Here is an 18424-nt window from a genome sequence, read left to right as displayed (position 1 = left end):
TTACAGTTAAAAAGACGCTCCGTATAGTGCGCGCCATCGACGACGCACAAGCGCTGCCGATACTGCCCAGATGGTGAAATTGGTAGACACGCCAGCTTCAGGTGCTGGTGACCTTACGGTCGTGGAAGTTCGAGTCTTCTTCTGGGCACCAATTTCGAGCTTGAGACTAGATCAGTTTCAAGGCTCACACAAAACCCGCGAAAGCGGGTTTTTTGCATTCTAAGCCCGGGTTTTCTTAAAACTGATTTATTAAAATTAAATCAGGGGTTTACAGATCAAAACGCGCTCCGTATAGTGCGCCACATCAACAGCGGCAACGCTAGCGATGATTGCCCAGATGGTGAAATTGGTAGACACGCCAGCTTCAGGTGCTGGTGACCTTACGGTCGTGGAAGTTCGAGTCTTCTTCTGGGCACCAATTCAAACTCAAGGTTACGACGTTGAGTTTCACAAAAACCCGCGAAAGCGGGTTTTTGCGTTTCTGCCCTCCAGAAACCCTGATATCTCCATGTAGGAGCTGCCGAAGGCTGCGATCTTTTGATCTTGTTTTTCCAAAGAGCAAGATCAAAAGATCGCAGCCTTCGGCAGCTCCTACGGTTCAACGCAGACGCCGCATCAGAGCTGGCAGCCTCTCGCAAGGCGCACTTGAGAAACAATATCGTTTATCATTGTTGCAAGTTTTTGCAATGCGACAGTGAGGAACCCTGCGAATGACGTTTCGAAATACCCTGCGCCGAGGCTTGACCTTCTCCCTCCTCGGCCTGGCGCTCGCCACTCCCCTCACCCAGGCTGCCGATGCGGTTTCCCTGACTCTCTACAACGGCCAGCACAAGGAAGTCGGCGACGCGATTGCCAAAGCCTTCGAAGCCAAGACCGGCATTCACGTCAATGTGCGCAAAGGCAGCAGCAATCAACTCGCCAGCCAGGTCATCGAAGAAGGCGACCGCTCCCCCGCCGACGTGATCTACACCGAAGAATCGCCACCACTGAACAATCTCGGCGAACTCGGCCTGCTGGCCAAAACCAATGACGCCACCCTGGCCGTGCTTCCGGAAAAATACGTGGCTGGTAACGGCACCTGGATCGGCGTGACGGCGCGCGTTCGCGTAGTTGCCTACAACCCGAAACTGGTCGACGAAAAAGACCTGCCAAAATCGGTAATGGAATTCTCCGATCCGAAGTGGCAGGGCAAAGTCGGCTTCGTACCGACCAGCGGCGCATTCCAGGAACAGGCCGTGGCGATCATCAAGCTGCACGGTCGTGACGCCGCCGAAGAATGGCTCACCGGCCTGCGCGCATTCGGCAAGACCTACAGCAACAACATGGTTGCGCTCAAAGCCGTGGAAAACGGCGAAGTCGCCACCGTACTGGTGAACAACTACTACTGGTTCGCCCTGCAGCGCGAGAAAGGCAAACTGGATTCGAGACTGCATTACTTCACCGGCGGCGACGTCGGCGGCTTGATCACGGTGTCCAGCGCAGCCGTGCTGAAATCCAGCAAACATCCAAAAGAAGCCCAGCAATTCCTCGCCTACATGGCCAGCGAAGAAGGTCAGCGCGTGATCACCCAGACCACCGCCGAGTATCCGCTGCACAAAGGTATGGAATCGGATCGCGGACTCAAGCCGTTCAGCGAACTGGAAGCGCCGAACGTGACTCCAGCCGATCTGGGCAATGCCGAAGAAGCGCTGGAGCTGGAACGTGAAGTTGGCTTGAACTGATGGCCGCATCGTTATCCGCCCCCGTCGCGCGCGGGGGTTACGTGCCAAAACGCAAGCGGCCATCAATCTGGCTGGTGCTGCCGGTGTTGTTGCTGGTGCTACTGAGCTTGTTGCCGCTGGCCTATGTCGGCCTCAAAGCCTGGCAGGCCGGCTGGACCGAGGCCTTACACTTGCTGTGGCGCCCGTATGTATTCGGCCTGCTGCGCAACACCTTGGCGCTGATGGTTGGCGTGACGATCACCTGCGGCGTGATCGGCCTGTCGCTGGCCTGGCTGCTGGAACGCAGCAATTTGCCGGGACGACGTCTGTGGGGCGTGATTCTATGCCTGCCGTTCGCGGTGCCGGCGTTTGTCAGCAGCTTCACCTGGGTTTCTTTGAGCGCGCAGTTCGAAGGGCTCGGCGGGGCGATTCTGGTGATGAGCCTGTCGAAGTACCCGCTGATCTTTCTGCCGGTGGCGGCGACGCTGCGCAATCTCGATCCCTCTCTTGAAGAATCGGCCCGCACCCTCGGGCAGAATCGCTGGGGGGTGTTTTTTCGCGTCACGCTGCCGCTGCTCTGGCCATCACTGCTGGCCGGCTCGCTGTTGATTGCCTTGCACATGCTGGTGGAATTCGGCGCACTGTCGATCATCGGCCTGCAAACCTTCACCACGGCGATCTATCAGCAATTCGAACTGGAATTCAGCAACGCCAACGCGGCGATGCTGTCGGCCGTATTGCTGGCGCTGTGTCTGGTGCTGCTGTGGCTGGAGTTGCGCGTGCGCGGCAAAGGCCGGCATGTGCGCACCGGGCAAGGCGCGGCGCGTCAGGCTGAACAGGTTCGGCTAGGGCCATGGGCAGCAGCCGGTCAGTTGTATTGCCTGATGCTGGCGATTGTCGGCAGCGGGATTCCGCTGGGGATGTTGGCGTATTGGCTGGCGGTCGGTTCGTCGGCGGCCTTCCCGGTGGCGGCGATCACCGAGGCACTGCTGTCGTCGCTGGCGCTGTCGCTCGGTGGCGCGGCGCTCTGCCTGGTGCTGGCCGTACCGGTCGGCTTGTTGGTGGTGCGTTACAAAGGCCAGTTGGCGATCTGGGCCGAACGCCTGCCCTATCTTCTGCACGCGCTGCCGGGCCTGGTGATTGCGCTGACGCTGGTGTATTTCGCCCTGCATTACGTGCCGGCGCTGTACCAGACTTCGGGATTGCTGCTGATCGCTTATGCGTTGTTGTTTTTGCCGCTGGCGCAGGCGCCGATTCGTACGGCGCTGAACAAGGCTGCGCCGCAACTGGAAGAGGCCGCGCGCACATTGGGCGCTTCGTCGTTCACGGCGTTTTGTCGGGTGACGCTGCCGATCATCTTCCCGGCATTGGGCGCGGCGTTTGCGCTGGTTTTTCTGGATGCGATGAAGGAGTTGACGGCGACGTTGCTGCTCAGCCCGACCGGACTGAACACGCTGGCGACCGAGGTGTGGGCGCACACCGCGAATGTCGAGTTTGCGGCGGCGGCGCCTTATGCGGCGTTGTTGATTTTGGTATCGGGATTGCCGGTTTATCTGCTAACGACGCGGATGTATCTGAGCCGCTAAAAGATCGCAGCCTGCGGCAGCTCCTACATGGGATTTCGCGTTTCAATGTAGGAGCTGCCGCAGGCTGCGATCTTTTGATCTTAAGCCCTGAACTGTCCCAGGCTTGCCTTCAGTTGCGCCGCCAAACCATCCAGCACCTTGCCACTCGCAGTGGTCTCCACCACCGCCTGCGCCGCTTTCTCGGCCTGCGCATGAATCGTCTCGACCCGCCCGCGCACCGCCTGCGCACCCTGCGCCTGATGCGCAGCCGCTTGCGTCGCCAGGCCAATCGCCGCATGCACTTGCTCGACCGAGGCCTGCACTGACTGCTGCAAGCGCGCGCTGTCGCGCAACACCAGCAACCCTTCGCTGGCCTGACGCCCGGCCTGACCGATCGCCTCGACCGCCTCGCGGGCGCCCTGCTGCAACGCGACGATGTGCGCCTGAATATCGCCTGTGGAGCTTTGTGTCTTGCTCGCCAACGCCCGCACTTCATCGGCCACCACCGCAAAACCACGTCCGGTCTCTCCCGCCCGCGCCGCCTCGATAGCGGCGTTGAGCGCCAGCAGATTGGTCTGCTCGGCGATCCCGTGAATCACCGTCAACACCACTTCAATCTGCTCACTCTGCTGCGCCAGCCGCTCGATGACTTTCGCCCCGGTATCCACCTGCCCCGCCAGCGCCTCGATCAAGCCGCCGACCTTGGCGGAGGTGCGAGTGTTTTCATCCGTGGCCTGGCGAATATCCACCACCTGCTTCAAAGCCGCCTGCATCGCATGGCTTTCCGATTGCGCCTCGTCAGCCATTTGCGACAGCGCGCGCAGGCTCTCCGCCACTTCATCACGCTGCATCCCGGCCGCTGCATCCGCACCAGCATTGCGCAGGGTCATCGCACCAATCTCAACGCCGGTACGTTGAGCCACATCGCCCGCCTCACGCACGATCGGCTGCAACTTATCCACAAAGCGATTGACCGCCGCGGCCATGTCGCCGATTTCATCCTTGCTGTTGATCTGCACACGCTTGGTCAGGTCGCCCTCGCCCGCCGCCAGGTCATCCATGGCTGCGTTGAGCATCTTCAGACGATTGACTACGCGATGGCCGAGCACGACTGCCAGCAACAGCAACACGCCGCAGCCGACCAGTGCCAGGCCCATGCCGATCCGCCAACGCAGGGTTGCTGCCGCTTCCTGGACGGTATTGGCGGTGTTGGCTTTCATCTCGACGGCCGTAGACTGCGCCGATTGCAGACGCGCCTGCATGGCTTTGGCACTGTCCGCTGCAGCGCCTTTCAGGCTGTCACCGACCAGTTGATCACTGCTGGCGATCAACGCCGAGAAGCGCTTGTCCAGTGCCGCCAGATCGGTTTCCACCGAGGCCGTCGAAACGCCCATCAGCACTTTGCCGATTTCCACGCCATTAGGGTTGATCGACGCTTCGAGGTAGTAGACCGAGGGATCATTCTTCGCCGCATCCAAGACTTTATCCAGCGCACGCTCGCCCTGGCCTTTTTCCAACAGGGCCTTATTGATCGGGTTTTCGCGGTTGAGATAGCGGGTCAGGTGCTGACCGGTGGCGTCGTCATACACCACAAACAACACATTGGGATTGCGCTGGGCCCGCCGGGCGAACTCGGACAGGGTCGGCACGTCGCTGTCCCACATGGCTCGCGGGGCGACGGAGGCCAGTAACTGCGCCATGTCATTGGCCGAATCTTTCAGATCCTTTTCCAAGGTCGCACGCAACTGCGCCTGCTCGTCTTTCAGGCGCGAAGACAGACCGGCAGTCAGTCGCTGACGGGTACTGGAAGAAAGGTTATCGAGACTCGACGTGACCTCACGCCCGGCCTGCTCCAGTTCACCGGAGAGTTTCTGGCTATCGGCGCCGAGGCGCACGGCCAGATCAGCTTCCAGCGCCGTGACGGTGCTCCGCGTCAGGGCAACGGCCACCAACACCTGCACCAAAAGGGCGATACCAAGGGTAACGAACACGGGCCGCAACAAACGGCTTTGTAACAGTGAGAGAACGGCCGACACTGTGAATCCCTCTACTTCTGACGCCATTAATTTGATGGCACTCTTGTAGACAGATTCACAGCAAAGGTCATGCCGTCCAACAGACATAAACGACAAAGGCCCCGATTAAGGGGCCTTTGTGTTTTTACATCAACGACTTATCAAGCAAACGGATGACGCAGAACGATGGTTTCGTTGCGGTCCGGGCCCGTCGAAATAATGTCGATCGGCGCGCCGATCAGCTCTTCAACGCGTTTGATGTAAGCGCGAGCGTTAGCTGGCAGCTCTTCCAGGGTCTTGGCGCCCACGGTCGATTCGGTCCAGCCCGGCACTTCTTCGTACACAGGCTGCAGGCCTACGTAGCTGTCAGCGTCGGTCGGAGCAACAGCATTGCCTTCGGCATCTTTGTAGCCAACGCAGATGTTGATGGTTTCCAGACCGTCGAGGACGTCCAGCTTGGTCAGGCAGATGCCCGAGATGCTGTTCACATCGATAGCGCGACGCAGGATAACGGCGTCGAACCAGCCGCAACGACGGGCACGGCCGGTGGTGGCGCCGAACTCGTGACCTTGCTTGGCCAGGTGCGCACCGACGTCGTCGAACAGCTCAGTCGGGAACGGACCCGAACCAACGCGAGTGGTGTAAGCCTTGGTGATGCCCAGGATGTAATCCAGGAACATCGGGCCAACGCCCGAACCGGTCGCAACGCCGCCAGCGGTGGTGTTGGAGCTGGTCACGTACGGGTAGGTACCGTGATCGATGTCGAGCAACGAACCCTGGGCGCCTTCGAACATGATGTCTTTGCCGGCGCGACGCAGGTCGTGCAGCTCGGCAGTCACGTCGAGCATCAGCGGCTTCAGCAGCTCGGCGTATTCCTTGCATTCGGCCAGGGTTTTTTCGAACTCGATGGCCGGCTCTTTGTAGTAACCGACCAGCATGAAGTTGTGGTAATCCACCAGCTCACGCAGTTTGTCTTCGAAGCGCGGCATGTTCAGCAGGTCGCCAACACGCAGGCCACGACGAGCAACCTTGTCTTCGTACGCCGGGCCGATGCCGCGACCGGTAGTACCGATCTTCAGCTCGCCACGGGCCCTTTCACGGGCCTGGTCCAGCGCCACGTGGAAGGACAGGATCAGCGGGCAGGACGGGCTGATACGCAGACGCTCGCGCACCGGTACGCCTTTCTCTTCCAGCTTGGTGATCTCGCGCAGCAGGGCGTCAGGTGCAACCACCACGCCGTTGCCGATCAGGCACTGCACGCCTTCGCGCAGTACGCCCGACGGGATCAGGTGCAGGACGGTTTTTTCGCCGTCGATCACCAGTGTGTGGCCAGCGTTGTGGCCACCTTGGTAGCGCACTACGGCTGCAGCATGTTCGGTCAGCAGATCAACGATCTTGCCTTTGCCCTCATCACCCCATTGGGTGCCCAGGACTACGACATTCTTACCCATAACACTTGTCCTCATTCGCGCAAACTTGGTGCCGGCGATGGCCGGCAGGAAAACTCAAGAAGCCAGTGGCGATACTTGCCAAAGCCCGTTCTGCTGAATCAATTGCCGGTCGCAGTCCGCTTCACGGGCGGCGGCCAAAGGTTGCCCAGGCAACGCCTGAACGACACGCTGACCCTCACTGCGCAACTGGCAAACCTGCTGCCAGAGTGCCGCATCCGTACTGTCAGGCATCCAGATACCGCCAGACGGTAGCTCGATCTCAGCACGCCCCAGGGTCACCAGGGTTTTCAAATCGGTGGAGAAGCCTGTCGCTGGACGGGCGCGGCCAAAATCGGCGCCGATGTCGTCATAACGACCGCCCTGAGCGATGGACTGGCCAACGCCCGGTACGAACACCGCGAACACCACACCGGTGTGGTAGTGGTAGCCACGCAGCTCGCCCAGATCGAAGTACAAAGGCAGCTCCGGGAAGCGTGCCGACAGACGCTCGGCGATCGCCAGCAAATCTTCCAGTGCCGCCAGAACCGGCGCCGGCGCATTGGCCAGACGCTCGCGGGCAGCGCTCAACACTTCACGGCCGCCGCACAGATCAACCAGCGCCCGCAGCATGCCGGACAGGTCGGCCGGCAAGCCTTCGGTCAAGGTAATGACCTCGTCGATGGCCTTGCGTTGCAACGCATCAAACAACTGCTGCTCGACTTCACCGGACAGACCGGCGGCACGCGCCAGACCACGGTAGATGCCGACATGACCAAGGTCCATGTGCACATCCGGCACGTCGGCCAGTTGCAGCATGGCCAGCATCAGGCTGATCACTTCAACGTCGCTGCTCGGGCTGGCGTCGCCGTACAACTCGGCGCCCAACTGGATCGGGCTGCGCGAGGACGACAGTGCACGCGGCTGGGCATGCAGCACGCTGCCGGCGTAACACAGACGGCTCGGGCCTTCGCGACGCAGGGTATGCGCATCGATGCGAGCCACTTGCGGCGTGATGTCGGCACGGAAACCCATCTGCCGGCCCGATTGCGGGTCGATGACCTTGAAGGTACGCAGATCCAGGTCCTGGCCCGCGCCGGTCAGCAGGGATTCCAGGTACTCGATATGGGGAGTCACGACAAACTCGTAACCCCAGCTCTGGAACAGATCCAACACCTGACGACGCGCGACTTCAATGCGCGCCGCTTCCGGTGGCAGTACTTCTTCGATGCCATCTGGCAGCAGCCAGCGGTCTACCGTTGCCATTACGCCATTCCCCTTTGATCCGGGCGGCCAGCCTGCGGGCGAGCCTTGAGTGAAGCAGAAAATGACCGAACCGTTCAAAACGCACGCGCATGAACGACGCGGCGAAAGGCCTGTTACCGGCTTCGCCCATCACTTTCCTCGAAATACTCTCGGGCCATTCAACCCGAAGCCTGCAACAAAAAACAGCAATCAAACGTGCAGACGCAAAAAAGCCGGGAATTTCCCGGCTGCCGCATCATACACACGTTTTCCCAAAGGATCACCCCGCCCGAGGTTTTAGCCGCCGGGCGGAATGATTCGGGTCAACGTCGTATCAAGGCTTGGACTTTTCCAGGTAACGGAAAAAGTCGCTGCTTGGGTCGAGGACCAGTACGTCGGACTTGTTCGCGAAGCTTTCACGGTAGGCACGCAGGCTACGGTAGAAACCGTAGAACTCCTGATCCTGGCCGTAGGCCTTGGAGTAGATCGCAGCGGCCTGGGCATCACCGTCACCGCGAACCTCTTCGGATTCACGATAGGCTTCAGCCAGCAACACGCGGCGTTGACGATCGGCATCGGCACGGATGCCTTCAGCCAGCTCGTTACCCTTGGCGCGGTGCTCGCGAGCTTCACGCTCACGCTCGGTGCTCATACGTTCGAACACACTGCGGTTTACTTCTTTCGGCAGATCGATGGCCTTGACCCGGACATCGACGACTTCGATACCCAGCTCTTTTTCCGCCATCTTGTTCAGCGATGCGGTGATGTCAGCCATCAGCGCATCACGCTCACCGGACACGACTTCGTGCAGGGTGCGCTTGCCGAACTGGTCACGTAGACCGGATTCCAGACGACGGGACAGACGCTCGTCGGCGATTTGCTTGAGGCCGGAAGTCGCGGTGTAGAAGCGCTCGGCATCTTTCACGCGCCACTTGGCGTAGGCATCGACCATCACGGCTTTCTTTTCCAGGGTCAGGAAGCGCTGTGTCGGTGCATCCAGCGTCATCAGACGTGCGTCGAATTTACGCACCTGGTTAACGTAAGGCACTTTCACATGCAGGCCCGGCTGAACATCGGCCTGAACCACACGACCGAATTGCAGCAGCACCGCACGCTCGGTCTGAGCGACGATGTAGAAGCAGTTCCAGCCCACCAGCACGACAACGACGCCAACAATAAGGGCGATCAGCGATTTATTGCTCATCAGCGGGTCTCCCTTGTGCGCGACTGCGGCAGATCAGTGACATGCGGCGCGACATCCGTGTTGTTACTGGCGGCGGCCGAACCGGTGACCGGTGCATTGCTGCCCGAACTGTTCTGAATCATTTTGTCCAACGGCAGGTAAAGCAGGTTGCTCTGGCCGTTCTTGTTGCCGGTCACGAGTACCTTGCTGGTGCTGCTGAAGACTTCCTGCATGGTGTCCAGGTACAGACGCTGGCGGGTCACTTCAGGTGCCTTGCGATATTCGGCGACCAGTTTGGTAAAGCGATCAGCTTCACCCTTGGCGCGCGATACCGTTTCGTCGCGGTAGCCGTTGGCATCCTCGAGGATGCGCTGGGCCTGACCACGGGCTTCCGGCACGACGCCGTTAGCGTAGGTTTCAGCCTGGTTGCGCGAACGCTGCTCGTCTTCACGGGCGCGGATCACGTCATCGAAGGCTTCCTGCACTTCACGCGGTGCCGCTGCGCTCTGTACGTTGACCTGAGTAACGGTGATACCGGTGCGATAGGTATCGAGGAAGCGTTGCAGACGCTCCTTGATTTCGCTGGCCATCAACTCACGACCTTCGGTCAGCACCTGGTCCATGGCGGTCGAACCCACCACGTGGCGCAGAGCACTGTCGGTCGCATGCTGCAGGCTGATTTCCGGCTGATCGACGTTCAGCACGAAGTCCTGCAGGTTGCTGATCTTGTACTGCACGGTCAGTGGCACTTCGACGATGTTCTCGTCTTCGGTCAGCATCTGGCCCTGCTTGGTGTAGGCACGCTCGCGCGTGACGTTTTCCATGTACTTTTTATCGATCGGCGGGAAGTAGATGTTCAGGCCCGGGCCGACGGTTTCGTAGTACTTGCCGAAGCGCAGCACCACGGCCTGCTCCTGCTCGTCCACCACGTAGACCGCGCTGTACAGCCAGACAGCCGCCAGCACAACGAGGCCGATGCCGAGCAGACCGCCGAAGCCGCCACTGCTCTTGCCCGAACCACCGCCATCATCACCACGTTTCTTACCACCACCGAACAACCCGTTCAGGCTTTCCTGCAGCTTTCGGAAGGCCTCGTCGAGATCCGGTGGCCCCTTGCGGTCGCCGTTATTGCGGCGCTTGCCACCCCAAGGATCCTGATTATTCGAGTTGCCACCCGGCTCATTCCAAGCCATAGCGCTCTCCATCTGATAAAGCAAAGACGCACCCACGGCGCGCCGACCAATGCTACAGAATGCCTGCCGTTGCGGCACAACCGCTTTGTCAGGCTTTTATTGCAAAGTGTGTTGCTCGATGAATTCCATCGGCTGCAATCCCTCGCGGCTTACCAGTCGATTCAACTCGACACGGGGCAAACGAACGGCCAGCAGACTGATGCCTTCTTCGTCGTGCTCTTCTTTCTGCACCGCACCGAGCTCGAAAAACTGCGCACGCAGTCGGGCGAATCGTTGCGGCAAGCGTAATGTGCCGATGAACAAATCACTGCCGAGTAATTCGGCGATGGCCTGTTCAAGCAATTCCAGACCACTGCCATCACGCGCCGAAAGCCAGACCCGCTGGGGCTTGCCGTTTTCGTCGCGCTGGATTTGTGGCTCAACGCCTTCAAGCAAATCGAGTTTGTTATAGACCTCGAGTATCGGCAAGTCCTGGGCACCAATCTCGCCCAGCACCACCATCACCTGCTCGATCTGCAACATGCGATCCGGTTCGGCCGCATCGATCACGTGCAACAACAGATCGGAATTGCTCGACTCTTCGAGGGTAGACCGAAATGCCTCGACCAGTTTGTGCGGCAAGTGACGAATGAAGCCCACGGTGTCGGCCAGGACAATCGGCCCCAGGTCGTCCAGTTCCAGACGGCGCAGGGTCGGGTCCAGCGTGGCAAACAATTGGTCGGCCGCGTAGACGTCGGATTTCGTCACGTTGTTGAAGAGTGTGGATTTACCGGCGTTGGTATATCCCACCAGAGACACGGTCGGAATATCCGCACGGGAACGGCCGCGCCGCGATTGCTCGCGCTGGCTGCGCACCTTCTCGAGCCGGCCCTTGATCTGGCGCAGGCGAACCCGCAGCAAACGGCGGTCGGTCTCGAGCTGGGTTTCACCCGGACCGCGCATGCCGATACCGCCACCTTGACGCTCAAGGTGAGTCCAGCCGCGAACCAGCCGCGTGCTCATGTGATCAAGCTGGGCCAGTTCGACCTGGAGCTTGCCTTCATGGGTACGGGCGCGCTGGGCGAAAATATCGAGAATCAGGCCGGTACGGTCGATCACGCGACACTCGAAAACACGTTCGAGGTTACGTTCCTGACTGGGCGTGAGGATGTGATTGAAAATCACCAGATCGGCTTCTTCAGCTTTGACCAGGTCGCGCAGTTCCTCGACCTTGCCGCTGCCGATCAGGTATTTGGCGGTTGGCCGATGACGCGGCACGTTAAAAAACGCAACGGTCTCGGCGCCGGCCGAATTAGCCAATTCCTGAAACTCCTGCGGATCTTCGCGCGCCTCAGGGTCCTGTCCATCCAAGTGAACGAGGATGACTCGTTCACCACCACCGTGGCGCTCAAAGAACAAAGGAGACTCCTATCAGGCGTTACCTGGCTCAGCGTCACCCGCTTCGGATTCGGTTGCGCTAGGCAGACGAATTGGACGAACCGGCACTACTGTCGAGATAGCGTGTTTGTAAACCATCTGGCTTACGGTGTTTTTCAGCAGGATCACGAACTGGTCGAACGACTCGATCGTGCCTTGCAGTTTGATACCGTTGACCAGGTAGATGGAAACCCCAACTTTCTCTTTACGTAAAGTATTCAGGTAAGGGTCTTGTAGCGAATGCCCTTTTGACATGTGCCGCACTCCTTTAAGGATTCAATAATAAAAAATAGGTAATTCAGATGGCTTTGGCCGCCACACCCCCAAGGATAGACGGCAATTGCAAGGACTCAGCTCAATATGGAGATGGTCCCAAGGTATTTCAAGGCGCGTGGCAGATTGTCGCAATCAAGACTGTCCAGCCAGTGTAGATCTTCCCAGCTGCGCAGCCAGGTGAACTGGCGTTTGGCCAATTGGCGCGTGGCGATGATGCCGCGCTCCTGCATTTCGGCCAACGTCAGCTTGCCATCCAGGTAGTCCCAGACTTGGCGGTAGCCTACCGCACGTATAGACGGCAACCCTGAATGCAGGTCACTTCTTTTACGCAGGGCTACGACCTCGTCGATGAACCCCTGTTCCAACATAATTGTGAATCTTTGTTTAATGCGCTCGTGCAATACCTGACGATTTGCCGGGGCAATGGCCAAGTTCGCGACAGTATAGGGCAATTGTTGCAGTCCCGAAGCGGCTGCTTCAGTACTTTGCGCAGATTGTTGCTGGCGCAGGGCGGTCATGCTCTGACCGCTGACTCGGTAAACTTCCAGTGCGCGACTCAGTCGCTGCGGATCGTTCGGGTGAATCCGCGCCGCGGACACCGGGTCAATGATCGCCAACTGATCGTGCAAGGCTTGCCAGCCAAGGCGTGCAGCCTCTTCTTCGATCTGCGCGCGAACCTCGGGATCGGCCGCTGGCATATCAGCCAGACCTTCGACCAAAGCCTTGTAATAGAGCATCGTACCGCCCACCAGCAGCGGAATTTTTCCGCGCGCGGTGATCTCGGCCATGGCTTGCAGGGCATCGCGACGGAAATCCGCAGCCGAATAAGCCTCGGCCGGGTCGAGAATATCGATCAAGCGGTGCGGATATTCGGCCAGCAGTTCTTTCGAAGGCTTGGCAGTGCCAATGTCCATGCCGCGATAGACCAGCGCCGAATCGACACTGATCAGCTCGCACGGCAGCACCTTGGTCAGCTCGATGGCCAGATCGGTCTTGCCCGCAGCGGTCGGGCCCATCAGGAAAATCGCTGGAGGGAGCTGGCTCATCAACGACCGCGCAGGAACAGTTTGTCCAGATCGTCCAGGCCCAGTTGGGTCCAGGTCGGTCGGCCATGGTTGCATTGTCCGCTGCGCTCGGTGTTTTCCATATCACGCAGCAGGCCGTTCATTTCCGGCAGGGCCAGGCGCCGGTTGGCGCGGATCGCGCCGTGGCAGGCCATGGTGCCGAGCAATTCGTTGAGGTGCGCCTGAATCCGGTCGCTGGTGCCGTATTCCATCAAGTCCGACAGTACGTCACCGACCAGACGGTTGGCTTCGGCCTGTTTCAGCAAGGCTGGAATCTGACGGATCGCCAGGGTTTCCGGGCCCAGACGCTGCAACTCAAAGCCCAGACGCTGGAACCATGCCGCGTGCTCTTCAGCACAATCAGCCTCGCGCTGACTGACTGCCAACGACTCTGGCACCAGCAATGGCTGGCCGCTCAAGCCTTCGCTGGCCATGGCGATCTTCAGGCGCTCGTACATGATCCGCTCGTGAGCGGCGTGCATGTCCACCAGCACCAGCCCTTGGGCGTTTTCGGAAAGAATGTAGATACCTTTCAACTGCGCCAAGGCATAACCGAGCGGCGGAATGTCTTCCTGGCCGGCCGGCAATGCGTTGGCATTGGCCTCAGGCAACGGCGCAAAAAACTCGCGATAGGCAGCCTGCGCCTCAGCCGCCGGCGGCACCGCCGATTGCGGGCGTGGCGTGTATTGATACTGGTAAGCGCCGCCAGCGCTGGCACCGGACGAAGTATTGAACGCCGGTTGCGCCTGCGGTTGCTCCAACAGCGCATTGGCCGCCAGACGCATTTCACCCTGCGGCCCGAACTCACCAGCATCGAGGCCCGTAGGCCGCACGACGGCTGTGGTCACAGAACCGGCCAGTTGATCTTCCGGACGCACATCGCCCAAAGCGCGGTGCAGCGTGCCATACAGAAAGTCATGCACCATGCGCCCGTCACGGAAGCGCACTTCGTGTTTGGTCGGGTGGACGTTGACGTCGACCGCCGCTGGATCGACCTCGAAAAACAGCGCGAAGGTCGGATGACGGCCGTTGAACAGCACGTCGCGATAGGCCTGACGCACCGCGTGGGCCACCAATTTGTCGCGCACCGCCCGGCCATTCACGAAGAAATACTGCAAATCCGCCTGACTGCGGTTGAAGGTCGGCAAACCGACCCACCCCCAAAGATGCAAGCCGTTGCGTTCGATCTCGATCGGCAGCGCCTGTTCGAGGAAACCCGAGCCACAAATCGCCGCCACACGCCGCGCGCGGGCCGCATCATCGTGGGCCTCGTGCAGGCTGAGGATGGTCTTGCCGTTGTGGCGCAGATGAAACGCCACGTCGAAACGCGCCAACGCCAGACGCTTGATCACTTCTTGCAGATGATCGAATTCGGTTTTTTCGGTCTTGAGGAATTTGCGCCGCGCCGGGGTGTTGAAGAAAAGGTCGCGAACTTCCACCGAAGTACCGACCGGATGCGCTGCCGGTTGCACCCGAGGCGCCATGTCGCGGCCTTCGGTTTCGACTTGCCAGGCTTGGTCTGCATCGCGCGTGCGCGAGGTCAGGGTCAGGCGTGCCACGGAGCTGATCGACGCCAGTGCTTCACCACGGAAACCGAGGCTCATCACCTGCTCAAGGTCTTCGAGGTTGCGGATCTTGCTGGTGGCGTGACGGGCCAGGGCCAGCGGCAGGTCATCGGCAGAGATGCCGCTGCCATCGTCGCGCACCCGCAGCAGCTTGACGCCACCCTGCTCGACGTCGACATCAATGCGTTTGGCGCCGGAGTCGAGGCTGTTTTCCAGCAACTCCTTGATCACCGAGGCCGGACGTTCAACTACCTCACCGGCGGCAATCTGGTTCGCCAGCCGTGGGCTGAGCAGTTCGATGCGGGCGGCGGCGTTCAGCACTTCGTTCATTCTTTGGACGCCAGTTCGGTGCCTGGAATGGTCAGGTGCTGACCGACTTTCAACTCATCGCTTTTCAGGCTGTTGGCCGCGCGCAACGTGGCCGGCGACACCTGATAGCGCACACCGATCATTGCCAGCGTTTCACCCGGGCCAACGCGATGGTCGCGCGGGCCTTGTGCGATCTTGCCGGAATCACGCAGCCAGGCAATGTAGGTGCCCGGTGGCGGGTTCTGCTGGAAGAACTGGCGCACGCCGCTGCTGATCGAGCGGGCCAGCGCTTGCTGGTGGCTCGATGCCGAGAGCTTGTTGGCTTCGTTGGCGTTGGAGATAAACCCGGTTTCGACCAGGATCGACGGGATGTCCGGCGACTTCAACACCATGAACCCGGCCTGTTCCACACGCTGTTTGTGCAGGGGCGTGACGCGACCGATGTTGGTCAGGACTTTCTGCCCGACGTTGAGGCTGGAGGTCAGCGAGGCAGTCATCGACAGGTCGAGCAGTACGCCCGCAAGCATGCGGTCCTTGTCGTCGAGGCTGACGTTGCCGGCACCACCGATCAAGTCAGAACGGTTTTCGCTGTCGGCCAGCCAACGTGCAGTCTCCGACGTCGCGCCGCGATCAGACAGGGCAAACACCGACGCACCGAAGGCGGCAGCAGACGGCGCCGCATCGGCGTGGATCGACACAAACAGGTCAGCGCCCTTCTTGCGGGCGATTTCGGTACGGCCGCGCAGCGGAATGAAGTAGTCGCCGGTACGGGTCAATTCGGCGCGGAAGCCTTTCATGCCGTTGACCTGGCGCTGCAGTTCGCGAGCGATCTGCAGCACTACGTCTTTCTCACGCTGGCCACGCGAGCCGGATGCACCCGGGTCTTCGCCACCGTGGCCGGCGTCGATCACCACGACAATGTCGCGTTTACCGGCCGGGGCTGGCGGCAATTTGATAGCCGGCTCGGTCGGGGTTACCGGCACCGCTGGCACGGTCGCCACCTGCGGCGTTGGCGCAGGCGGCGGTGCGGCGTCGGCCGGGTTATCAAACAGGTCGACCACCAGACGGTTGCCGTACTGCGCGTTCGGCGCCAGCGAGAAGCTTTTCGGGGTGACGGCTTTCTTCAGGTCGATGACCACGCGCAGATCAGTCGGCGTACGCTGGGCCGAACGCATCGCGGTGATCGGCGTGTTCGCAGTCTGCACATTCAGTGGCGCACCCAGGGTGGCGCCGTTGATGTCGATCACCAGCCGGTCTGGTGAGGTCAGGGTGAAGACGCTGTGCTGCACCGGGCCGCTCAGGTCGAAGACCAGTCGCGTGTTGTCCGGCGCCCGCCACAGGCGCACGCTGTTGACCTTCGAATCGGCCACAGCGTTGACGGTTACTGCCATCAACAACAGTCCAGCGGCAGCCACCAACGCGCGAAAGCGCATACCTAACCCCATCATTTAATTGGATTCCAATGCCAAAGCGGCACACCAGGCCTCGCCACGCGAGCCCTGGGATAAAATTTTCAGCGAACGCCCGCTGTCTTGCGGGCTAATGGTAATGGTCAGGTCAGGCTTTGGCAAAAAGCCTGCACCTTTATCGGGCCATTCGATCAGACACATTGCATCGTCTTCGAAGTAGTCGCGGATGCCAAGAAACTCCAGTTCTTCCGGATCGACCAGTCGATACAGGTCGAAGTGGAAGGCGCGGACGTCACCGATTTCGTAGGGTTCGACCAAGGTAAAGGTCGGACTTTTTACCGCGCCGACATGGCCCAAGCCACGGATGATGCCCCGCGACAGGGTGGTTTTGCCCATGCCCAGGTTACCTTCGAGAAAAATCAGCCCGTGACCCTGGGTCACGCGGGCGATCCGTGCGCCAAAGTCGCTCATGGCCTGTTCATCGGCCAGGTACAGGGTTACTTCAGACACGGTGCTTGCTCCTCCAACAACTGACGAATGGCTGGAATCAGATCACTGGCCGCCAGCCCACGGCCCAATTTTCCTTGTTGCTTACCGGCATTGGCGTGCAGCCAGACGGCCAGGCAGGCGGCTTCGAAACCGCCCATGCCTTGCGCCAGCAACGCACCGGTCAAACCGGCCAGTACGTCGCCGAGTCCTGCGGTGGCCATGGCCGGATGGCCCTGGTGACACAACGCCAAACGGCCATCGGGATGCGCGATCAGGCTGCCTGCGCCTTTCAACACAACCACTGCTGTATATTTTTTGCTCAGCGCCAGCGCTGCCGCCGGACGATCTGCCTGTACTTCGGCGGTACTGATTCCCAGCAAACGCGCGGCTTCGCCCGGATGCGGCGTGATCACGCAATCCTTGGGCAGTTGAATGAAATCGCTGGCCAGCAGGTTCAGTGCGTCGGCATCCCACACTTGCGGCAAGGCCGCGTTGGCTGCCGCCGACAGCAACGCTCGGCCCCAACTGGCCTGACCGAGACCAGGACCGACGACCAGCGTCGAGACTTTTTCCAGCAAACCCATCAACTGATTGGCCGATGAGGTACCAAGCGCCATGGCTTCCGGCACACGGGTCAGGGCTGCTGGCACATGTTCTGGCCGGGTCGCCAGCGAAACCATGCCCGCGCCGCTGCGCAGTGCCGTTTCGGTGCTGAGCAGAATCGCCCCGCCAAAACCGTGATCGCCACCGATCAGCAGCACATGGCCAAAACGGCCCTTGTGCGAGGTCGGCGCACGCGCTGCCAACTTCGGAAGATTAGCCGTGTTGAGCCGTTGGGCGATGACCGGAATGTCACGATAGATGTCGGCGCCTGCCTGCAGATCATTAAACAGTAAGGCGCCGATGTGATCCGCCGCGTCTCCAGTGAACAAGCCGAGTTTCAGCCCGATGAACGTCACCGTCAGATCGGCTTGCACGGCGACACCCAGCACATGTCCGGTGTCAGCACATAGCCCGGAAGGGATATCAACGGCTGCCACCGGCAAACCGCTGGCGTTGATTGCTTTGATCGCCGACACGTAAGGCTCACGCACATCCCCGCTCAGACCCGTGCCGAGCAATGCATCGAGAATGACACCACGCAATTCGCTTTCAGCCTGCCAGCCCTGCACCGCGACACCTTCAGCCAACGCCTCGGCATGGGCCAGCACGGCATCGCCCTGCAAACGCTGTGGATCGCCGACCGCCAACACCCGCACTGGCCAGCCGGCGCGTTGTGCCATCGCTGCGACCAGATAACCGTCGCCAGCATTGTTGCCATGCCCGGCCAGCACCGTCAGCTCCGTCGCCGATGGCCATTGCCGCACCAGCGCTCGCCACGTCGCATGCGCGGCACGTTGCATCAATTCGAAGCCCGGCGTGCCGGCGGCAATCAGCCGTGCATCGAGTTCGCGCACCTGTGCGGCGCCATACAGCGCGTCGGGTAATTGATCTTTCGTGTGCGGCATGCGTCTTCGGGCTCCGATGTCTGGCAGAATTATACGCACCTCAGCTCCGGTTTCTCTCGC

At 60.4% G+C, this 18424-nt stretch carries 14 protein-coding genes and 2 tRNA genes; 4 read left to right on the top strand and 12 right to left on the bottom strand.

The window, feature by feature from the left end; all coding sequences use genetic code 11:
- The first annotated feature begins 64 nt into the window (after positions 1-64).
- The 4 genes from RMV17_RS02565 (at position 65) to RMV17_RS02550 (ending at position 3286) form a co-directional block, all read left to right on the top strand.
- Positions 65-151: transfer RNA gene (locus RMV17_RS02565), tRNA-Leu, on the top strand.
- 180 nt (positions 152-331) lie between these two features.
- Positions 332-418 (top strand) — tRNA-Leu (locus RMV17_RS02560).
- Positions 419-710: 292 nt separating this feature from the next.
- Positions 711-1721, top strand: a complete 1011-nt coding sequence (locus tag RMV17_RS02555) for an extracellular solute-binding protein (RefSeq protein ID WP_311885342.1) — start codon at positions 711-713, stop codon at positions 1719-1721.
- Positions 1721-3286 carry an iron ABC transporter permease gene (locus RMV17_RS02550; protein ID WP_311885340.1) on the top strand — a complete coding sequence of 522 codons (1566 nt, stop codon included), beginning with the start codon at positions 1721-1723 and terminating at the stop codon, positions 3284-3286. Before RMV17_RS02555 ends, RMV17_RS02550 begins: the two co-directional genes overlap by 1 nt.
- 80 nt (positions 3287-3366) lie before the next feature.
- On the opposite strand, the gene RMV17_RS02545 is transcribed toward RMV17_RS02550, so the two are convergent.
- The 12 genes from RMV17_RS02545 to RMV17_RS02490 form a co-directional block, all read right to left on the bottom strand.
- Complete coding sequence (locus tag RMV17_RS02545) at positions 3367-5301, bottom strand: methyl-accepting chemotaxis protein (RefSeq protein ID WP_034151637.1); 1935 nt, start codon at positions 5299-5301, stop codon at positions 3367-3369.
- Positions 5302-5441: 140 nt separating this feature from the next.
- Entirely contained in the window at positions 5442-6731 is a 1290-nt protein-coding gene (locus tag RMV17_RS02540; protein WP_311885338.1) for an adenylosuccinate synthase, read from the bottom strand.
- A gap of 54 nt (positions 6732-6785) precedes the next feature.
- A complete protein-coding gene (locus tag RMV17_RS02535) occupies positions 6786-7973 on the bottom strand; it encodes an ATP phosphoribosyltransferase regulatory subunit (protein ID WP_034151638.1) in 1188 nt (395 codons plus the stop codon).
- Positions 7974-8286: 313 nt separating this feature from the next.
- Entirely contained in the window at positions 8287-9156 is an 870-nt protein-coding gene (gene hflC / locus RMV17_RS02530; protein WP_034151639.1) for a protease modulator HflC, read from the bottom strand.
- On the bottom strand, positions 9156-10328 hold the full coding sequence (hflK, locus tag RMV17_RS02525) for an FtsH protease activity modulator HflK (protein WP_034151640.1): 1173 nt from the start codon (positions 10326-10328) through the stop codon (positions 9156-9158). Before hflK ends, hflC begins: the two co-directional genes overlap by 1 nt.
- Positions 10329-10424: 96 nt before the next feature.
- Positions 10425-11726: a ribosome rescue GTPase HflX gene (gene hflX / locus RMV17_RS02520; RefSeq protein WP_007915827.1), complete on the bottom strand. Its 1302-nt coding sequence runs from the start codon at positions 11724-11726 to the stop codon at positions 10425-10427.
- A 12-nt stretch (positions 11727-11738) separates the two neighbouring features.
- Positions 11739-11999, bottom strand: a complete 261-nt coding sequence (gene hfq / locus RMV17_RS02515; protein WP_007902656.1) for an RNA chaperone Hfq — start codon at positions 11997-11999, stop codon at positions 11739-11741.
- A 95-nt stretch (positions 12000-12094) separates the two neighbouring features.
- The gene (miaA, locus tag RMV17_RS02510) at positions 12095-13066 is read right to left on the bottom strand and encodes a tRNA (adenosine(37)-N6)-dimethylallyltransferase MiaA (RefSeq protein WP_311885334.1); all 972 of its coding nucleotides are present in this window, start codon (positions 13064-13066) and stop codon (positions 12095-12097) included.
- A complete protein-coding gene (gene mutL / locus RMV17_RS02505) occupies positions 13066-14967 on the bottom strand; it encodes a DNA mismatch repair endonuclease MutL (protein ID WP_175559558.1) in 1902 nt (633 codons plus the stop codon). Before mutL ends, miaA begins: the two co-directional genes overlap by 1 nt.
- A gap of 8 nt (positions 14968-14975) precedes the next feature.
- A complete protein-coding gene (locus tag RMV17_RS02500; RefSeq protein WP_409373127.1) occupies positions 14976-16349 on the bottom strand; it encodes an N-acetylmuramoyl-L-alanine amidase in 1374 nt (457 codons plus the stop codon).
- Between the two features lie 57 nt (positions 16350-16406).
- Positions 16407-16877, bottom strand: coding sequence for a tRNA (adenosine(37)-N6)-threonylcarbamoyltransferase complex ATPase subunit type 1 TsaE (tsaE, locus tag RMV17_RS02495; protein ID WP_108224393.1), 471 nt, complete (start codon positions 16875-16877; stop codon positions 16407-16409).
- The gene (locus tag RMV17_RS02490; RefSeq protein WP_311885333.1) at positions 16865-18364 is read right to left on the bottom strand and encodes an NAD(P)H-hydrate dehydratase; all 1500 of its coding nucleotides are present in this window, start codon (positions 18362-18364) and stop codon (positions 16865-16867) included. The genes tsaE and RMV17_RS02490 overlap by 13 nt, the downstream gene beginning before the upstream one ends.
- Between the last annotated feature and the right edge of the window lie 60 nt (positions 18365-18424).

The sequence above is a fragment of the Pseudomonas sp. VD-NE ins genome, assembly GCF_031882575.1.
GTDB classification, from domain to species: Bacteria; Pseudomonadota; Gammaproteobacteria; order Pseudomonadales; family Pseudomonadaceae; genus Aquipseudomonas; species Aquipseudomonas fluorescens_BZ.
This window is presented reverse-complemented; position numbering and strand designations above follow the sequence as displayed.

Excerpts from the sequence above, each read along its gene's own strand:
- RMV17_RS02555 (WP_311885342.1), top strand. The coding sequence starts at position 711 with ATGACGTTTCGAAATACCCTGCGCCGAGGCTTGACCTTCTCCCTCCTC.
- RMV17_RS02550 (WP_311885340.1), top strand. The coding sequence starts at position 1,721 with ATGGCCGCATCGTTATCCGCCCCCGTCGCGCGCGGGGGTTACGTGCCA.
- RMV17_RS02540 (WP_311885338.1), bottom strand. The coding sequence starts at position 6,731 with ATGGGTAAGAATGTCGTAGTCCTGGGCACCCAATGGGGTGATGAGGGC.
- RMV17_RS02535 (WP_034151638.1), bottom strand. The coding sequence starts at position 7,973 with ATGGCAACGGTAGACCGCTGGCTGCTGCCAGATGGCATCGAAGAAGTA.
- hflC (WP_034151639.1), bottom strand. The coding sequence starts at position 9,156 with ATGAGCAATAAATCGCTGATCGCCCTTATTGTTGGCGTCGTTGTCGTG.
- hflK (WP_034151640.1), bottom strand. The coding sequence starts at position 10,328 with ATGGCTTGGAATGAGCCGGGTGGCAACTCGAATAATCAGGATCCTTGG.
- hfq (WP_007902656.1), bottom strand. The coding sequence starts at position 11,999 with ATGTCAAAAGGGCATTCGCTACAAGACCCTTACCTGAATACTTTACGT.
- miaA (WP_311885334.1), bottom strand. The coding sequence starts at position 13,066 with ATGAGCCAGCTCCCTCCAGCGATTTTCCTGATGGGCCCGACCGCTGCG.
- RMV17_RS02500 (WP_409373127.1), bottom strand. The coding sequence starts at position 16,349 with ATGGCAGTAACCGTCAACGCTGTGGCCGATTCGAAGGTCAACAGCGTG.
- RMV17_RS02490 (WP_311885333.1), bottom strand. The coding sequence starts at position 18,364 with ATGCCGCACACGAAAGATCAATTACCCGACGCGCTGTATGGCGCCGCA.